The sequence below is a fragment of the Runella sp. genome, from assembly GCF_965279615.1.
Classification (GTDB): Bacteria; Bacteroidota; Bacteroidia; order Cytophagales; family Spirosomataceae; genus Runella.
The window spans coordinates 1466329-1481905 of sequence record NZ_OZ257252.1; the positions used below are offsets into that span (position 1 = coordinate 1466329).

General features: G+C 40.4%; 18 protein-coding genes. 7 read left to right on the forward strand and 11 right to left on the reverse strand.

Going from position 1 to position 15577, the window contains the following annotated elements; translation table 11 throughout:
- Positions 1 to 308: 308 nt before the first annotated feature.
- From ACQY73_RS06465 to ACQY73_RS06490, 6 genes are all read right to left on the reverse strand, one after another.
- A complete protein-coding gene (locus ACQY73_RS06465) occupies positions 309 to 923 on the reverse strand; it encodes an HAD family hydrolase (protein WP_428663081.1) in 615 nt (204 codons plus the stop codon).
- Complete coding sequence (locus ACQY73_RS06470) at positions 890 to 2599, reverse strand: hypothetical protein (protein WP_428663084.1); 1710 nt, start codon at positions 2597 to 2599, stop codon at positions 890 to 892. The genes ACQY73_RS06465 and ACQY73_RS06470 overlap by 34 nt, the downstream gene beginning before the upstream one ends.
- Positions 2600 to 2615: 16 nt before the next feature.
- Positions 2616 to 3500 carry a UbiA prenyltransferase family protein gene (locus ACQY73_RS06475; protein WP_428663086.1) on the reverse strand — a complete coding sequence of 295 codons (885 nt, stop codon included), beginning with the start codon at positions 3498 to 3500 and terminating at the stop codon, positions 2616 to 2618.
- 1088 nt (positions 3501 to 4588) lie between these two features.
- Positions 4589 to 4729, reverse strand: a complete 141-nt coding sequence (locus ACQY73_RS06480) for a hypothetical protein (RefSeq protein ID WP_428663088.1) — start codon at positions 4727 to 4729, stop codon at positions 4589 to 4591.
- Positions 4730 to 4933: 204 nt separating this feature from the next.
- Positions 4934 to 6376, reverse strand: coding sequence for a family 43 glycosylhydrolase (locus ACQY73_RS06485; protein ID WP_428663091.1), 1443 nt, complete (start codon positions 6374 to 6376; stop codon positions 4934 to 4936).
- A 41-nt stretch (positions 6377 to 6417) separates the two neighbouring features.
- Positions 6418 to 7170, reverse strand: coding sequence for an acetylxylan esterase (locus ACQY73_RS06490; protein WP_428663093.1), 753 nt, complete (start codon positions 7168 to 7170; stop codon positions 6418 to 6420).
- A 534-nt stretch (positions 7171 to 7704) separates the two neighbouring features.
- Between ACQY73_RS06490 and ACQY73_RS06495 the strand changes: the two genes are divergently transcribed.
- Both ACQY73_RS06495 and ACQY73_RS06500 read left to right on the forward strand, forming a co-directional pair.
- The gene (locus tag ACQY73_RS06495; protein WP_428663096.1) at positions 7705 to 7974 is read left to right on the forward strand and encodes a hypothetical protein; all 270 of its coding nucleotides are present in this window, start codon (positions 7705 to 7707) and stop codon (positions 7972 to 7974) included.
- Between the two features lie 589 nt (positions 7975 to 8563).
- Positions 8564 to 8917: a hypothetical protein gene (locus tag ACQY73_RS06500; RefSeq protein ID WP_428663098.1), complete on the forward strand. Its 354-nt coding sequence runs from the start codon at positions 8564 to 8566 to the stop codon at positions 8915 to 8917.
- Here ACQY73_RS06500 and ACQY73_RS06505 read toward each other — a convergent pair.
- The 5 genes from ACQY73_RS06505 to ACQY73_RS06525 form a co-directional block, all read right to left on the reverse strand.
- Positions 8904 to 9365, reverse strand: a complete 462-nt coding sequence (locus ACQY73_RS06505; RefSeq protein ID WP_428663101.1) for a hypothetical protein — start codon at positions 9363 to 9365, stop codon at positions 8904 to 8906. The two genes, ACQY73_RS06500 and ACQY73_RS06505, sit on opposite strands and share 14 nt — an antisense overlap.
- Positions 9366 to 9496: 131 nt before the next feature.
- A complete protein-coding gene (locus ACQY73_RS06510; RefSeq protein WP_428663104.1) occupies positions 9497 to 10837 on the reverse strand; it encodes a serine hydrolase domain-containing protein in 1341 nt (446 codons plus the stop codon).
- Between the two features lie 78 nt (positions 10838 to 10915).
- Complete coding sequence (locus tag ACQY73_RS06515; protein WP_428663107.1) at positions 10916 to 11251, reverse strand: potassium transporter KefB; 336 nt, start codon at positions 11249 to 11251, stop codon at positions 10916 to 10918.
- A gap of 162 nt (positions 11252 to 11413) precedes the next feature.
- Positions 11414 to 11713 carry a winged helix-turn-helix domain-containing protein gene (locus ACQY73_RS06520; protein ID WP_428663109.1) on the reverse strand — a complete coding sequence of 100 codons (300 nt, stop codon included), beginning with the start codon at positions 11711 to 11713 and terminating at the stop codon, positions 11414 to 11416.
- Positions 11710 to 12318, reverse strand: coding sequence for a hypothetical protein (locus tag ACQY73_RS06525; RefSeq protein WP_428663111.1), 609 nt, complete (start codon positions 12316 to 12318; stop codon positions 11710 to 11712). Before ACQY73_RS06525 ends, ACQY73_RS06520 begins: the two co-directional genes overlap by 4 nt.
- Before the next feature lie 550 nt (positions 12319 to 12868).
- On the opposite strand from ACQY73_RS06525, the gene ACQY73_RS06530 reads away from it, so the two are divergent.
- From ACQY73_RS06530 to ACQY73_RS06550, 5 genes are all read left to right on the forward strand, one after another.
- Positions 12869 to 13114, forward strand: a complete 246-nt coding sequence (locus ACQY73_RS06530) for a hypothetical protein (RefSeq protein WP_428663114.1) — start codon at positions 12869 to 12871, stop codon at positions 13112 to 13114.
- Between the two features lie 29 nt (positions 13115 to 13143).
- Positions 13144 to 13500 (forward strand): hypothetical protein, encoded by a 357-nt coding sequence (locus tag ACQY73_RS06535; RefSeq protein ID WP_428663117.1) that lies wholly within the window; start codon positions 13144 to 13146, stop codon positions 13498 to 13500.
- Between the two features lie 25 nt (positions 13501 to 13525).
- Positions 13526 to 14101, forward strand: a complete 576-nt coding sequence (locus ACQY73_RS06540) for a hypothetical protein (RefSeq protein ID WP_428663120.1) — start codon at positions 13526 to 13528, stop codon at positions 14099 to 14101.
- Positions 14102 to 14254: 153 nt separating this feature from the next.
- Positions 14255 to 15010, forward strand: a complete 756-nt coding sequence (locus tag ACQY73_RS06545; RefSeq protein WP_428663124.1) for an SDR family NAD(P)-dependent oxidoreductase — start codon at positions 14255 to 14257, stop codon at positions 15008 to 15010.
- 28 nt (positions 15011 to 15038) lie between these two features.
- On the forward strand, positions 15039 to 15560 hold the full coding sequence (locus ACQY73_RS06550; protein WP_428663127.1) for a hypothetical protein: 522 nt from the start codon (positions 15039 to 15041) through the stop codon (positions 15558 to 15560).
- Positions 15561 to 15577: the final 17 nt, after the last annotated feature.

Sequence of the window (15577 nt, forward strand, 5' to 3'; positions counted from 1 at the left end):
CCTGAATCCGCGCATAGAGTAAATTCTCTGCGCCCCCTTAGGAAAACCCACCCTATTTACTGGTTAATAAAAATACCCAATCTTAGAATTTTACCATAGGACAAATCTAAAGGGTGCCCCCGTCAAAAGGGGCTACTCCTGCATGACAGTCGGACGGCCCATGCGGATGGGGCAGCTATTCATCGTAGCGAAGTGGTAAAAGCTTTTTTGAAGCAGCGTCCAGGTCGGAATAATTTTGTCTCTCCGTGCTCATCAACACCTTTCCAATCACTACCCGGAAATTCTTTACCGCTTCAGCTATAAAGAGTTCAATTAAACGTTCGATAAAACTTATGGTCAGCAATCTCCAGTAATTCTTTGTCTCCGTTGCTGTCTCCATACGCATACAGTTCATAAGAAGTTCGATCCGGTAAATAAGCCAACAGTCTGTTTACTTTTTCTAAGCCATGACAATTTTTAGAAGCAAACTTCCCGGTGATGTGATTGTTAACCGTCTCAATTTGTGTTGCTAATACAGTAGATATTCCCAGTTGGCCGGCCCAAGGCTTGATCCAATTTTCAGGGGAAGCACTAATGATTATTACTTCGTGCTTCATTTGCTGATGCCATTTTATTTTATCAAAGGCATCCTTTCTTACCTGTTGTTGAAGCAAATGCATAAATTTTCCACATAAATCATCAAATGCAGTAAGCGAGATACCTTTAAAGTAAGCACTGAAAAGTGTTTCTTTTGCTTTATCATTAGGCATGAGTTTAAGAGCATATAGCAGTACCGCAGGCAGTGTTTTTAAGGTGCCTTTAATCAATCCGGGCCATTTGACGGAAAACCAAATAAACATAGGCAGACTGTCTTTATTAATAATAGTGCCATCGAAGTCGAAAACAGCAACTACTTTCCTTCCGGTATAAATTTCTGCGCCCATATAAGTATAGGGGGTTTTGTTACGTTTTTACTCTTTTCCGGAACAATAAATCTGGAATCAGAACGAATAACATTTTCAATTTTCAGACCGTCCAATTTTCGTTCTAAATAAGGGACTCCTTTTTCTTCAAACCGAATACGGTTACTTTTTGCGCTCCCCCACTCTACGGTAACTATCTCCTCCGAATATTTTAATTTATCCATTTGGTAATTGATCAGTCCGGTCATGAATATATTCCAACCTATACCGATAAAAGTAAATCCGATATTTACTGCCAGACTTAAATATAAAATACCCTTAAACACTTTATTATACTTTGTCGGCATTAATTCACCGGCCAATAAAATTATTATTGGAATGTACCAAAACTGCGGAATATACCTCGCCCACCATGATTCGGGATTAACCAAAGAAGAAATCAAAAGTATTCCTGATAAAAACAAAGTGTTTTTAATGATCCTGTTAAATTGATAAAAGAACAGTAAAACACACAGTAACAAGAATGATACTACGAGAATTCCGCTAAATAAAGGTCCAAAGCCGGCAATGCGGGCATCAATTTTGGATGCACTGATTATATCCTCTTTATTAAAAGTAAAAGGAATTTTTAATTTCACTTCTTTACCATTGGTAGAAGTAGGATTACCCGTATGTGCAAATAAGGATATATAAAACTTTTCAAATGTATTCTTGTTTATAAACGTTGCCGGAAAGTTATAAGTCAAAATATCAGCCTTATTTTTCCCCATAACAGGGTAAAACGGATGCCCAAATCCATATAAATTCTTCACATAAGGATTAAAGCCAACCAGTACAACACCAATTATTCCCGATATTGCAGACACAATTATGATTTTATATAACAGGTGTCTTCTGTTAAAAAAAATCCAGCCAATAAAGCAGAACAACAAGAGAACGGCATATACTACTGAAGTAAATTTGGTATTAACAAGAACAATAACGGTAAAAGCAAACAGAAGAAAATAATAACGCGTTGGGTAAATAATAATAAAAAGAGATGAGACGAGCATACATTGAAGGATAGAACCCAATTGGCCGTCTACGTAATAAGTCAGAAGTTGATTAACAACTATTGGGTTTAAGCTTAAGAATAAGCTTATCAAAATTATTTTCAGGATAGGTAATTTAATGATTTGCAGCAGCAGTGAAAATGTCAAGGAAAACGCTGCGAATAAAAGCATTATATTCAAGGCTTTTCCTGATTCAATTTTATTAAGAAACAGATAGATAGCGGCTTCTGAAATTTCAGCCCCTTTAGAGTAATGATTGATATATAATGCCTGGTTTACGGTAGTTGGTAATAGGTCGAAATAAGGGTTCCAACCATTTTTCAACTGAATAAGCGTTTCCTGATGATACGCCTGACCATCATAAGAAACATCATAAACAAGAACAGCAATAGTAATAGAGGTGATCATTACGGCAACGATGATCGCCAATGATTTAAAAAATAAAGTTCGGTCTTTGAATAAATGATAACCGGAGAAATAATTTAAACTAAAGGCCAAAAGAACCGATAAGGGAAAGTGCCAATACGATAAGGAGATATGGCAAAAAAAAGACAATGAAGTCAACAACAGGATTATTGCGAATAAACTAATAAAAAAATATCCGCACAAAAAAAAGAGTCGACTTGTTTTTACATATTTTTCCATCCGGGAAGGAGTTAACTTATTTTTTCATATAAATAATAATAAAAAATGACGAAATCCAGCCAATAATAATTAATTGAAGGAATTTATTTTTAAGTAATACCATCGTTGGACTGCCGCTGATCAGCCACACAAAAGTTAATTGCAGGTATCTTAATACTCCCAATATCACAAAAAAAGCTGTAAAATAAACATTATCGCCCAATCTGGAAACTACCTCTTCAGATGTACAATACATTAGATAACCTACGACTACCACAGTGGACATAATTGTGATAGATACATCAAGGAAAGTCATATTATACCCCTGTATATTTTTTCTAACTTCAACTCCTGTTTGATTATAGCTCAAGACATCATCTCGTCGTTTAGCCAATGCAAGAAATAGAGCTAAGACAAAGGTCATTATAATAATCCAATGGGATAAAATTGTATCTGAAACTATACTGCCTATTAAAATCCTAAGCACAAATCCAACTGAAATAAGAACAACATCAAGAAGTGAAATATGTTTTAATTTTACAGTATATAAAATATTTTGAAACAAATACAAAAGTACTAAATATATAGCTGCTTCATTTTTAATAAAAAAAATAAAAACAGACAAACCCACCATTAATAAAACCAGTATTAATATAATTCCTTCGTTAAAAGATACCGCTTTAGAGGCTAAAGGGCGATGTCGTTTTACATGATGCAATCTATCACTTTCGACATCAAGCATATCATTGAATATATATACAGCACTCGCTAAAAGTGAAAATCCAAAAAAGCAGACAATTAACTGTTCAACGATAGCAATATCTTTAATTTTTAATGCGAAGAAAGCAGGAAGAAAAATAAAAGTATTTTTAACCCACTGATGGACTCTTAATAAAGAAACGTAGTTTTTTATTTTTTTCATAACAAATATAAACGTATGTGGATAATATATAAGTATCCAAAGAATTTATAAAAATTCCATTTGGATTACTTTAAGCGGAAAGAACCTGATAAGGAATGCATCTTCCGGAACCATGTATAAACTTTACATTACACAAGCTTTCATTACTGCAAGGTTTTGCTGTAAAAGCTTACGTTTTTCTAAATAGTATTTTTAATCCCTTTCTCCGGAATGTAGGACAGGACTATCTGAAAAAGAAGCGGTTTTAAAATACAGGTATGGGTTTCGGCAAAAAAAGTAAAATATTTATTCATAACGTTGAGTTATATATGTGGCTTATATGTTTAATAATACTAATCCGAAAAACAGGTAGCGCATTTTGTAAACAAGTGGAACAGGGTAACGAACATATGTTTCCCGCTTCTTCAACTATGTCTTCAACAATTTTTTGAATATGGTGTTGATTTTATTGTAAGGCATCTAAGATTTCGCTTTTTAATTAATTGTATATTGCGCGGATTGCTATGGTTTATGCAAGCGTGTAGACGCCCCTACTCTTTAAATAACCATTCAACCGGACAGTTGCCCCGCTACCATTTAGCTCGGGCAGGCATCGGGCAATTTTTTAATACAACCCCGCAGTTATAAGACGTTTGTATTTTGTGAACCAGTGTCTTTTAGGGCTATTTACCTTCTGCTAAGGGCTGATCTTGTGATAGTAACTCCCTCTTCCTTTTCAATTATTTTTGATCCGTGCTCCATTTACCAAAATATGGCTTTTTATTCCTTATTTAGCATAAAATGCGTTTTCAACTCCTTTTTATGAATCAATTAAAGAATATGCACAAAAGATTGTTAAATATAATAAATACTCACGAAAAGGAAAATATGACATCTTTTTTTTAAAACAGCTTTCAGTAATGATGCCCTGTGTCGTCCTACCAAAAGAACTTCAAAAAGTAGCTTTGTTGGGTTGCATTTGCGGGAGAAGTCCTACCGGAACACCCCTCACAACTCTTATTCGCTTCTGTCACATCCGTCTTTACCTTCTGCGCAGGACAATATATCAAGTGGTTTTACTCGGCCGACTTTGTAAAAGTGTATCATTTTTACCTCAGGTGAAAAACAGTAAAATCATACGTATCAATAATTTGATACGTATCTTGGGTCAGTGTTTTATCGTTGTGATAGAGAACGCACAAAGCATGTAAGTCCACCACTCCCCATTTTTCTTTGTCGAATAATTTCAAAAACTCTTTGGGCTATTCATTTTCTGAACTTTCAAAATCATCGATGATTTTCCCGTCTTTGGCAGTATACCTCAGAATGAAATACTGAAATCGGTAAAGTTGGCTTAATTGCGCTGAGACAGTTTATAGACCGGATTGCCGATGTCACACAGGTACGTCATCAGGTTCAGTCTTTTGGCTTGACGACATACACAAAGAATATTCTTAGTGAGCCCTAAAATTCCATTTAGAATTATCACTGTTAAAATCAAATTCTGCCAAGGTTGGTGTGCTGTCTCCGGAAGATACCAGAGCTAACTTCTTTCCTGAATTCGGTACGATCTTAGGCATTATTCTGTAGGTACCATCCGTCAATTGATCAATTCGCCATAACTGTTCAGGTGTGCCGGTAAATGCCGGTACTGTTATTACTTCTGCATCGGCAGTGGCAGCTAATGCCCGATCTGTTCCGGCAAGTACAATTTTATAATAGGGACCACCTAAATATCCGGTCGTATCAGGAGCATCGGTAATCGTCCATTTTTGATGGGGACGGGACATGTAGTCGCCTATTCTCAAATTAATTGTACCTGTTGGCCAGTTTTTCATTACTTCGGCCGGTTGCTGGGCCGGAACGGGTTTTATTGGGTCATTGTTGGGCGGGCCAAATCCCCGTGGTCCAACCGGCATTCTTGTAAAATCAACGGCCAATTCTAATCCATATCCTCTTCTTACGGATTCAATTTCATACGTACCTTCTTTAAACTTTTCTCCTGCAACAGGCCATCCATCTTTCCAAACCACCGGAAGGATGCCTAATACGCTTCGGCCACCCTGCTCTAAGTCAGCTTCATAATGGATGGACATTTTTTCAACGCCTTTCTCAAGAATGATGTGTCCGAAATGCCCGGGGCCTATTAAACCTCCGCGGGTAGCTACCACCATTTTCCCACCCCCTTCCAGCATACTTCTTCCTACATTATCGAGGTAAGGGCCTGTTATTTTTTTTGAACGACCCACCACCACATTGTACGTAGAGTTGGCACCGTCGCAGCAACTGCCATGCGTGGCAAGCAGGTAGTACCAACCGTCGCGATAAACTAACGTGCTGGCTTCACATACGATGGCTACATCCACGGGTTTATTTCCTGCCTTGAGTTTTCCTGTTTTGGGGTCTAATTCGATCAAGCGAGTGAATCCAAAATAGGTGCCGTAGGTTAACCAAAGGCGTCCCGTAGTGGGATCTGACATAACACCCGGGTCAATGGCGTCGTTCTCTTCATAACCATCCGACGTTGCCACGACAATTGGTTCAGAATACTTAAAATCAGGGGACTTTGGGTCTAATGTCTTGTTCCACATGGTAAGAATCGCTCCTTTGTGGTTGGGTGAACCACCGGTTGCCCCATATATAACCAAGTAACGATCCCCAATTTTGATGACATCAGGAGCCGCTCCTCCACCCGGTCTCACCCCGCCACCATACCATGTCCAACCATCTTCGGAAATTAATCCGCCACCGCCTGTGCCGAAGGTGTAATACTTGCCGTCACATTCAGTGACGGTTGAGGGATCATGGATAAATGGTCTTCCGATCTGTGCTATGGCTGTCTGTGTTATCAATAAAACTACTATAGTTGTCAGGCCGATCACTTTCACTCTTTTCATGTATTGATTTGTTTTAATTAGCTTAAACAGACTACTAACTGTTATTCGTAACTAATACTGAGATTTTTTACGGGCAACCCTTTTTCATCTAAAAAACGAATACAAAAATTAGCCATACCCGGTCCGTTTATTACGGCCCCGCGGATGATGTTCTTTCCCTTTTTAAGTGTTAAACGTGCAGAGGTACCATTATCGGCAATCATATCCCTGTCACCGGAAAGCAGCAATGCTTCCTGACCATTCAACCACCACATACTGCCGGAATTACATCCGGCAGCCATTCTGACGTTTTGGATTTCTTCGGGGCAATCGATGACCGTGACAAGCCAGACAAGTATTCCGTATTTTGGCTTGTTAAGGGCGTAGGTAAAATGGTATAAATTAACGTTGAATGCCTTGCTGTCCAACGCATACCACTTCAGTTCTTGGTTTCCCACTTTTACCGTTTCGCCATTTTTGGGAACTGTGGTGTAATCACCGGAAAAATTATCGGCCGAAAAAGCTGTTCTAAGGTAGTTGTCAGTGAAAATATTATTCCTGACAATATCTTTCTTTACAGGTTCCAGCACAAGCCAGCGTTGAATAAACCCCTTTGCATCCGGTGCTTTTTTTGCGGCAGAGGCTGTCGTGAAGTGTTTGGATAGGGTATGTGTCGTATCGCCTTTTATAGGTATGGGAGGAAGCGGTAGTCTTTGTCCCGGACCCTGTGCAAAAGCGGTAAGGCCACTTATTTGTAATCCTGCTAAAACGATAAACGATATCAACGGCAATACGTATTTATATTTTCTGTTCATAGCATATTCCTTTTGGAATGAGTAGTGTTTCTAAATAAAGCGTAATTTATGGAAACCTACTAAACGAAGCGGTGGTGGCTTAACTATGTCGAAGAGTGAAAAACAGTGATTGATCAATAGTCTGATCAACGAGCCGTGTACGTTAGATTTATTTGGTGAGATTATTCCAATAAACCGCAGTAACTTGAGTAAACAAATTGGGTCGTACCGGCGCTCCGATGGCACATCCTATCGCTCGGCAGAGTTAATGGCTCATGCAGGCAGGCCCTCGCTGCTTGCCAAAACTCGAATAGAAACCGGTCCGGTTTAATGCTCCGATTTATTCGTTCAGCTAACGCATTTTCATAATGAATTAAATCAACACATAAACGGCGCACTATACTGACCTTTTAATAGTTCTTTTTTTCTTGTTTAGCATAAATAGTGTACATTACATTTTTGGTTCTGACAGCTACAAAATTCCCCGGACAAACAGTATCAATGCTTTTTTGCTGATTTGCTTAGACAAGTGTTTCTACTAAAAACGTTATAATTATGACTAATATTCATTTGTTTTTGGCAATTCAGGAATTGGCGGAAGAAATTTCATTCGATTGGAGCCATGCTGTTTTTTCGGAGAAGCGCCGGATAATCGTTGTAATGACCCATCGCCTTGATTATAACGAATGCGATGAGTTAGCCGCCCCTTTGGCAGTACAGGCTTTTTTGGCAAAGTTGGATACACTTAGTCCTGCTAAAAGTACATTAGAAGACAAACATCAACTGTTAACCCTTCTTCATGCCATGGAATACTATTTGTGTTAACAGAGATTATTCAGTATCAATATCACTGCCGCTTTTAAAGCGTATCATAAAAAAAGGTTTTAATTATTGAGGACGATGGATTGTTTCTTGACAATTTAATGAAAATAATGTCGCTCAATACAGTTACGGATCATAGCAGGACTGAGAAAAAAGGGTTGTTAATACTTACTTGTATTGTTTTCGGTCCCGCCTTCTGTCCCTCTTTCAACTTAGTTACATCCTGCGGTTTTCACACCCATATTCGTGGGTTGCACCCAATTATGGTTGGCTTTTTTAAGGCAATCCATTAGAACCGATGATTATCACCTCTCAGGGTAGTCCGTAGGTAATGGAAAGATTCTGATGCTCAACTCAACTGCCATTCTGAGAAGTTTAAATAATTGGGGAAATGAAGAACCGGCCACCTCTGAAAACCGGCAGTAAAAAGAGAATGAATGTTATACTGATTCAATTGAAGAAGACGTATTGCCAATATATAAGAACCGGATAAATAAAGAACAGTATTAAGGAATTAACTTTTTGTTTAACTGTTTCCAACCATCTTTAAAATGAGTGGGTCTATTTGATAAATCACCAAACATCGTTTAAAATGCGTTTCCTGATCAAGACTCCATTTTACCATATTTTATTGTTTTTTTTTGCGTCTTCATGCACAAAAGTTGATAGGGATTGTGGGTGTGCCGGTTCAACATACCGTACCATTGAAAGCCTTCAAGCCGGATATTCCGGCAACGGCTTGTTCATTGTTGCAGATACAACCGGAGGCTATCTGTATGTCTCGGCCTGTGACGTGAACAGTAGCTGGGAAGTAAGTCAAAATAAACAAACCCTGAATTACACCATCTCGGGTAATGTAAAAAGGAGGTGCCCGGGTCCTCATCCTGAGTTAGAGTTACCGGCTCCGGGAGGGCCGATTCAGATCACGTCCATTAAAAAGAATTAATAAAACTGAAGAGGTATAAATGGGGCTCGAACCCATCCCGCTGACACCTTTGCCGGTCAGAAGTTGGTTTTTTATCAAGAGGCTCCTGTCTGCCCCGAACATAACGGCAACGGCTTAATGTCCTGTAGATGGCAGCGGCAGATGACGGTATTTTTATAGTAAAACGTCGCATGATTAGGCTCCGCCAATTGGTGGCAGTGCCATGCGCAAATCGAAAGCGCAGATAGAGTAAGGCAAGCGATCCGAAGGCAAAACCGAGCCGCAGCAGCCGATTCCACAGCATCGCGCCTTCGAGGGTAAACATGCGCACGTTCTTCTCGACGATGGTCAAGTTAGACATCATCTCATTCATGATGGCCATGATACCGATGGGGTCGGTCTGCCGCGCACCGGCAGACCGACCGCCGGAATAGGTTTTGGACACATCCTGAATGCGTAATTCCGTCATAAAAACTTTTGTTTTTTTAGATGTTTAAAACAATACTGCGTTTTTTGAGAACTGAAATGGCACCGCCGTATCCATTCGTTTAGTCTTCTGCCTTGGATAGTTGCGAGTCGCGCTGTTCCGCCCGCCTTCCGTTATTTCTCCTTCGTGAAAATCCTTTCTCCACCGCGCCGTTTTAGTGTCATTCGGTTGTTCGCGGCATCAAACTCAATGATTACCACACCCTCAATCTGAAATTTATTCTCTGCCGTCGCTTCGAGCGGGGCAGAGGTTTGTGCTCCCGGCGGTTGAAAGAAAAGTGTTGTCCCCTCTCGGGTAATCGTCAATTTTGCGGGGGCTTCGGGGTTCGAATAAATTCCGACGTATTTATCCAACACCTCCGGGCTGACGGCGACCGATTCTAAGGAGGGAATCGTAAATGGTTTGTTGTAATAAATGTCGATAACACCGCGCATGATGTTGGCTACCGGGTACACCTTTGCGTTTGTTGTGTAAGCGACTGCCAGTTTTTCTTCCGGTAGGTAAGCCAGCCACGCGCCATAGTTGTCGGCCCCGCCCGTGTGCCCATAGAAGGTTTTACCGGCAAATGTGAAGGGTTCCATTCCTACCCCGTCACCGTCCTTTATCGTTTTCATTTGATCGAGGCTCTCCTTTGAGACAACCTTCCCGTCAAACAATGCCTGAATAAATTTGACCATGTCGCTTGGTGTCGAAACGATCGCGCCCGCGCTGAAAAGGAGACTTGGATGGGTTTCGGGAACCGGTTTCCAGTTGCCGTCCAGGTTCATATAGGTAAGTGCTTCGTTTTTGTTCACATCTATATTTCCGGTCGCGACGTAGGTATCCTTGAGCCCGATCTTTGCCGTGATTCTTTCTTTGAGAGTTTCTCCGTAAGATCTACCGGTTAACTTTTCAAGGAGAAAACCTAAAAGCACATAGCCGGAATTGCTGTAGGAATGCTTTGTGTCGGGTTCGAAATCAGGAGTGCCTTTGGCAATAAGGGCGAGCAATTCATCTTTTGTTATGGCATTTGTGTTTGATGAGGGCCGCAAATTCTTGTCTAAAACGGCATCATGGATACCGCTGCGATGCGCAAGAATTTGCGCAATGGTGATTTTATCGGCATTCGGGATTTGTGGGAAGAATTTGTTGAGAGGGTCGGTCAGCTTCAGTTTTCCTTCCTCAACAAGCTGTAGGATCATTGCAGCGGTGAACATTTTGGTGATCGAGCCGATCCGAAATCGGCTCGTTGCGGTCAAGGGTTTCTTTTCAGCCCCGTTGATTTGGCCGTAACCGATCGAACGGCTGTAAAGAGCGTTGCCGGTTTCGGCAATCACCAGACTTCCCATTGCTTTGTTTTTTTCGGCAAGTCGATCAAAAAATTGATCTAATTTAGCCTTGTCGAGCGTTTGTGCATAACCGGCCACAGTTAAGCCGAAGGTCAGTACGGTTGCGGATAGTGATTTAAATGTCATTGCGGTATGAGTTAAAAGAGCTTTGAATTTCAAAGTTGAATAATAAAAAAACAGCCCAAATCAGGACGTGAAAACCGTTTAATGCCAAAGCGTGCCGACTAATCCCAAAACAATGCCAAGCCATAAGCCAATGATAAATACAATGACACTTACGATCGCTGCAATGGCCTTATTGAGACCGACAAGGCTACGAAAACGGAAAATAAAGTAATTGCACAAACCTCCCATGGCGCCGGCTAAAGGAACGATTATGAGCGGTCTAACCATCCAAAATTTTCCCCATGCCGGGTTAGGATGATTGACGCCCGCCAGAAAAAGGGAGATCAGTAACAGGCCGATTCCTGCACCTGTTAACATTCTTTTAGTCAAGGAATTCAGATAAAATGGTTGCACTACATTGCTGTTCGGTGTCATGAGCATTTAGTTTTAAGCGTTATAAATAGTTTTTAAATTATTGATTAAAGTACTTTGAATTTCAAAGTAACCAAGTAAAAAAATAGTTACAACCTTTTAAGCTTCTCCAATTCAGCTAAGCCACTTTCGGCAGTAATCATCTGTTATTGAGGGGGTAAACTGTTAAGCAATTCCTTTGATCAATTTTTCTAAGGCATTTACATGGTCGCTAAACGCTTTTCGGCCAAGTTTTGTAGCGGCATACGTTGTATTGGTTTTTCGGTCAATAAACGATTTTTCCACACAAATAAACTCATCTTTCTCCAACGCTTTCAGGTGGCTTGCCAAATTGCCGTCCGTTACATCAAGAAATTCCTTCAGTGAATTGAAATCAAGCGTAGGATTAACAGCCAAAGCCGCCATAATACCGAGCTTGATCCTGCTTTCAAAGGCTTTATGTAAACCATTAATTGATATTTTCACCTTTCGTACCGATAATGCATGTATATGCCATACACAATGTGAACTACTCCAAAGCCTAACGCCCAGCATACCAATCCGTACTCAACAAAGTAGGCGCTCAGTAAGCCTAAACCGATCTGGATAAGCCCTAAACTTTTCATTATTTCATAGGTGAACCGGCCTGCATTGAACAGGGCCAAACCATAAAACAACAGACTGAATGGGGGTATAAAACCAATCAACCCCTTAGCGATCAAAATAAGAATCAGAAGCCCACCAACGATCAGCGGAACTGCCATATTGATTATGAGCCGTTTTACGATAGCATTCCAAAGTTTTTCGCCTCTTTTAGTTGCCTTATTGTAGGAAAGAAGAATAGCTGTGCCTATTGCCAACAGTAGAACGATAAGGGCCAGACCAATGACCTTCGATAAACTGCCTGTGGCAGTATAAATGATTTTGTCCGGATTAAAATCAAGAACTTCATAGGCAATGTATGTTCCTGCCAATGCATACAGGCCTGCCATGACGCCTGCCCAACCGGCCAGCGACAGAAATTTGGACGAACGCTCCATAATGGTGCGTATCTGAACGATGTCTCGAATATAATCTTGCTCTTCTTTCATTTAAAAGCACTTTGAAATTCAAAGTAACATCAAAAATTACAGTTCTGCAAAAATTTTTTGAATTAAATTATAAATTGCCGCTACACGGAGTATATCTTTCTGAAAATCTACACGGATAGCCCGAACCACCGAAACGGTAAATGTACAAATTTTAAGTGCTACCATCTTGCTCTTGAAGTCTTCATGGTTTTAAAGTTTAAACTATTGTTTTTTAATTTTCTTTTGTGAATACGCGCTCACCCCGGGATCCAATGCCTCATCCGTCTGCTGCGTTGTAAAATTTGAAAATTACTCCATCGAAGACGAAGTACATCACTGACTCGCATACCCGCAAACAAATAGGCAATCATCCATAAATTGCGGACATGATGCGCTTATTTCAAATTAACCGGCTATGGACTAAAATCGAAATCAGACCTTTCCGGTCATAAGTACAAATTATTGGACGGCAGTCCGTTAATCTGATATAAGTCAACCCATTAGCTGACGTTGGTCACATTAGATCCTATAAAACTATTGTATCATTGCTATCATTAATACAATAGATCCCATGAAATTTGAAGCTGCTCTTAAACAACTTGCTTTTGTTTTACCGGACTCCTGTAAAAATGCGGAGATTATTTTTCAAAAACGTTTTGGTGGGGAAAAACCTCTTCAGGTAACCGTTCCAAAACAACCGTTTCCACGACATGTCGTCTCAACTCAGCAACTTAGCTCCGGTTTTTGGCATGTGATTTTGGATTGGTGGGATGGCAATGAACACTACTGGACGGAACAGGATATCCTTATCAACTAGTCAATCTCAATTGGTAAGACCTATAAAAGATGAAACCTTTTGTCATCACCACCTTACTTACCGCACTGCAACTCAATCAGCATTGGCAAAGACATTTTCCGTTCTTAAAATTACGGATTTATACTCCGGAAGGTCGCACAATCAGGGGAGGAGTAAGCAATATCCCGCTTCATAAAATAAGTCGAAAGGAAAACGGACCAAAATGGCTCGTGATTTATCCAACTATAACCATTAATGCATTTGAAAAACTCTTCCAAACTACCTTCGGACTGAAAGCGAAAGTACTTCGTAAAGCAGGGTATACCTGGAATGATACCGATCATTGCAAAAATCAGAAACTAGTTCAGCAAAATAATAGATCTCCGGAACGCTCATTACGGCAGTAAGCATAATACTTTTACCAAATTACAAATGAAAACAAAAGCGATCAGTATTATTACTGTTCTTGCCTTTTCCGGACTCTTGGTTGTTTGGACAATACTTACTGTTTGGACAGAGGCCAAAGGGCCGCCAAAAAGCATTGATCTCGGCAATGGTAAAAAGCAAGTCTTGATTGTGTATGACCCCGATCCGATTTGCAATTTGGATGAAAAGGTATGCGTCACTTTCGGAAAAGCATTGGCAAAACGTGGAATAAAGGTAAAGGTCGCCACGGTGTCTGCCGCCGATAAGCTAAATGCTGCTGATTTTGAAGCATATGTTTTTTGTGCCAATACCTATAATTGGCGTCCGGATCGAGCTGTTACGGGGTTTATTGAGAAAACTTCAATAACCGATAAACCTGTTATAGCCATTACGCTCGGCTCCGGCTCAACCGAATCTTCGCAAAAAGCACTGGAAAAATTGATACTGAAAAAGAAGGGTAAACTGGTCGGGTCACGTTCATTTTGGTTGCTTCGCCCAAATGATGAATTAAGAATGGAAGAATCAAACGTAAAGGTAGCCCTGTCAATGGTCGATGAATGGGCCAAATCTGCTTTACCCTAAAATCGAGCGAATTTCAGAAACAAATAAACCGGCACAAAACAAAGTGATTATTATCAGTTGATCAAGCGTAGTTAGTCATTTCATAACGGATACGTTAGGCGTTATTTTAAACTGTCAGGTTTAACGACAGACCTTTTTTTAATCTTCAGAATAATGGATAAATACTTAAAAGGGAAGACGGCGCTGGTTACAGGTGCTGCTTCGGGAATCGGTAAGGCGGTTGCGCTTTTATATGGACAGCTCGGGGCAAATGTAATGCTTTCCGATGTCAACGATGCGTTAGGCAGGAAAGTAACAGAGCAAATGGTTTCGACGGGCATCAATGCTCAATTTTACAAAGCAGATGTAGGAGATCCCGTGCAATGCAGCCTGCTTGTGGAAAAAACAGTTTCAGCCTTTGGACAACTGGATATGGCCTGTAATAATGCCGGGATCGGTGGAGAAATGAATCAGACAGCCGATTATTCAACGGAAGGCTGGCTGAAAATTATCAATACCAATCTCAATAGCGTATTTTATTGTCTCAAGTATGAACTGCAAGTCATGCTGAAACAGAATGTGGCCGGATCTATTGTCAATATGGCTTCTATTCTGGGTCAGGTCGGTACAGCGCAGGCTCCGGGATATGTGGCTGCCAAACATGGAGTGGTAGGACTTACCCGGACAGCAGCTTTAGAGTATGCTTCGCGGGGGATTCGTATTAATGCTGTCGGACCGGCGTATATTGATACTCCGTTATTGGATCAGCTGCCTGAAGAAGCTAAACAAATGTTGACGTCACTTCATCCGATCGGCCGATTTGGAACAGCGGAAGAAGTGGCGGAACTCGTCATTTGGCTATCTTCTGACAAAGCTTCATTTGTTACCGGTTCATATTACCCAATTGATGGGGGCTATTTGGCTCAATAACCTTTCGCTTTAAATTTCCGCCTGAATTATGGCTTGGTACTTTTGGATTGGACTCGTTTTCGGTTTGCCGGCAGGAGTAATTACTTGGCTCATAACGGCGCCTTTGATTTTGGAAATAGACAGCAAAAAGCATCTTTATTCCTTACACTGGGGAAAGTGGATCGTTGCTCAATTTCTTCAAAATGGGGTCATTCAACTATCAATAATACGATGGACTACATTGATAGATCCATGGAAACCGGGCAAGAGCCGAAGCAGACCGGGTAAATCTGTACTTGAAACGTCCGATTCCGGTACAGTTAACCAACATTTACCCATTCGGATAATTGTCCGTAAAGCCATCCGTGTTTTAAAAACATTTCAAGTTCATACGTTTGAACTCAGCATAGATACCGATGATTACCTGCTCAATGCCTACCTGTATCCGGTATTCAGATTATTAAGTAATTCAAACTATCATTTACAGATCAACTTCACCGGCGATCTTTCTTTAAAAATTATCATTGAGAATCGTCCTTATCGCATTATCAAAGCATTTATTCGTTCATAACCACTTATAAACTGTTT

Excerpts from the sequence above, each read along its gene's own strand:
- ACQY73_RS06530 (WP_428663114.1), top strand. The coding sequence starts at position 12,869 with ATGAAATTTGAAGCTGCTCTTAAACAACTTGCTTTTGTTTTACCGGAC.
- ACQY73_RS06490 (WP_428663093.1), bottom strand. The coding sequence starts at position 7,170 with ATGAACAGAAAATATAAATACGTATTGCCGTTGATATCGTTTATCGTT.
- ACQY73_RS06485 (WP_428663091.1), bottom strand. The coding sequence starts at position 6,376 with ATGAAAAGAGTGAAAGTGATCGGCCTGACAACTATAGTAGTTTTATTG.
- ACQY73_RS06465 (WP_428663081.1), bottom strand. The coding sequence starts at position 923 with ATGGGCGCAGAAATTTATACCGGAAGGAAAGTAGTTGCTGTTTTCGAC.
- ACQY73_RS06510 (WP_428663104.1), bottom strand. The coding sequence starts at position 10,837 with ATGACATTTAAATCACTATCCGCAACCGTACTGACCTTCGGCTTAACT.
- ACQY73_RS06505 (WP_428663101.1), bottom strand. The coding sequence starts at position 9,365 with ATGACGGAATTACGCATTCAGGATGTGTCCAAAACCTATTCCGGCGGT.
- ACQY73_RS06470 (WP_428663084.1), bottom strand. The coding sequence starts at position 2,599 with ATGGAAAAATATGTAAAAACAAGTCGACTCTTTTTTTTGTGCGGATAT.
- ACQY73_RS06535 (WP_428663117.1), top strand. The coding sequence starts at position 13,144 with ATGAAACCTTTTGTCATCACCACCTTACTTACCGCACTGCAACTCAAT.
- ACQY73_RS06525 (WP_428663111.1), bottom strand. The coding sequence starts at position 12,318 with ATGAAAGAAGAGCAAGATTATATTCGAGACATCGTTCAGATACGCACC.
- ACQY73_RS06495 (WP_428663096.1), top strand. The coding sequence starts at position 7,705 with ATGACTAATATTCATTTGTTTTTGGCAATTCAGGAATTGGCGGAAGAA.
- ACQY73_RS06545 (WP_428663124.1), top strand. The coding sequence starts at position 14,255 with ATGGATAAATACTTAAAAGGGAAGACGGCGCTGGTTACAGGTGCTGCT.
- ACQY73_RS06515 (WP_428663107.1), bottom strand. The coding sequence starts at position 11,251 with ATGACACCGAACAGCAATGTAGTGCAACCATTTTATCTGAATTCCTTG.
- ACQY73_RS06475 (WP_428663086.1), bottom strand. The coding sequence starts at position 3,500 with ATGAAAAAAATAAAAAACTACGTTTCTTTATTAAGAGTCCATCAGTGG.
- ACQY73_RS06550 (WP_428663127.1), top strand. The coding sequence starts at position 15,039 with ATGGCTTGGTACTTTTGGATTGGACTCGTTTTCGGTTTGCCGGCAGGA.
- ACQY73_RS06540 (WP_428663120.1), top strand. The coding sequence starts at position 13,526 with ATGAAAACAAAAGCGATCAGTATTATTACTGTTCTTGCCTTTTCCGGA.
- ACQY73_RS06500 (WP_428663098.1), top strand. The coding sequence starts at position 8,564 with ATGCGTTTCCTGATCAAGACTCCATTTTACCATATTTTATTGTTTTTT.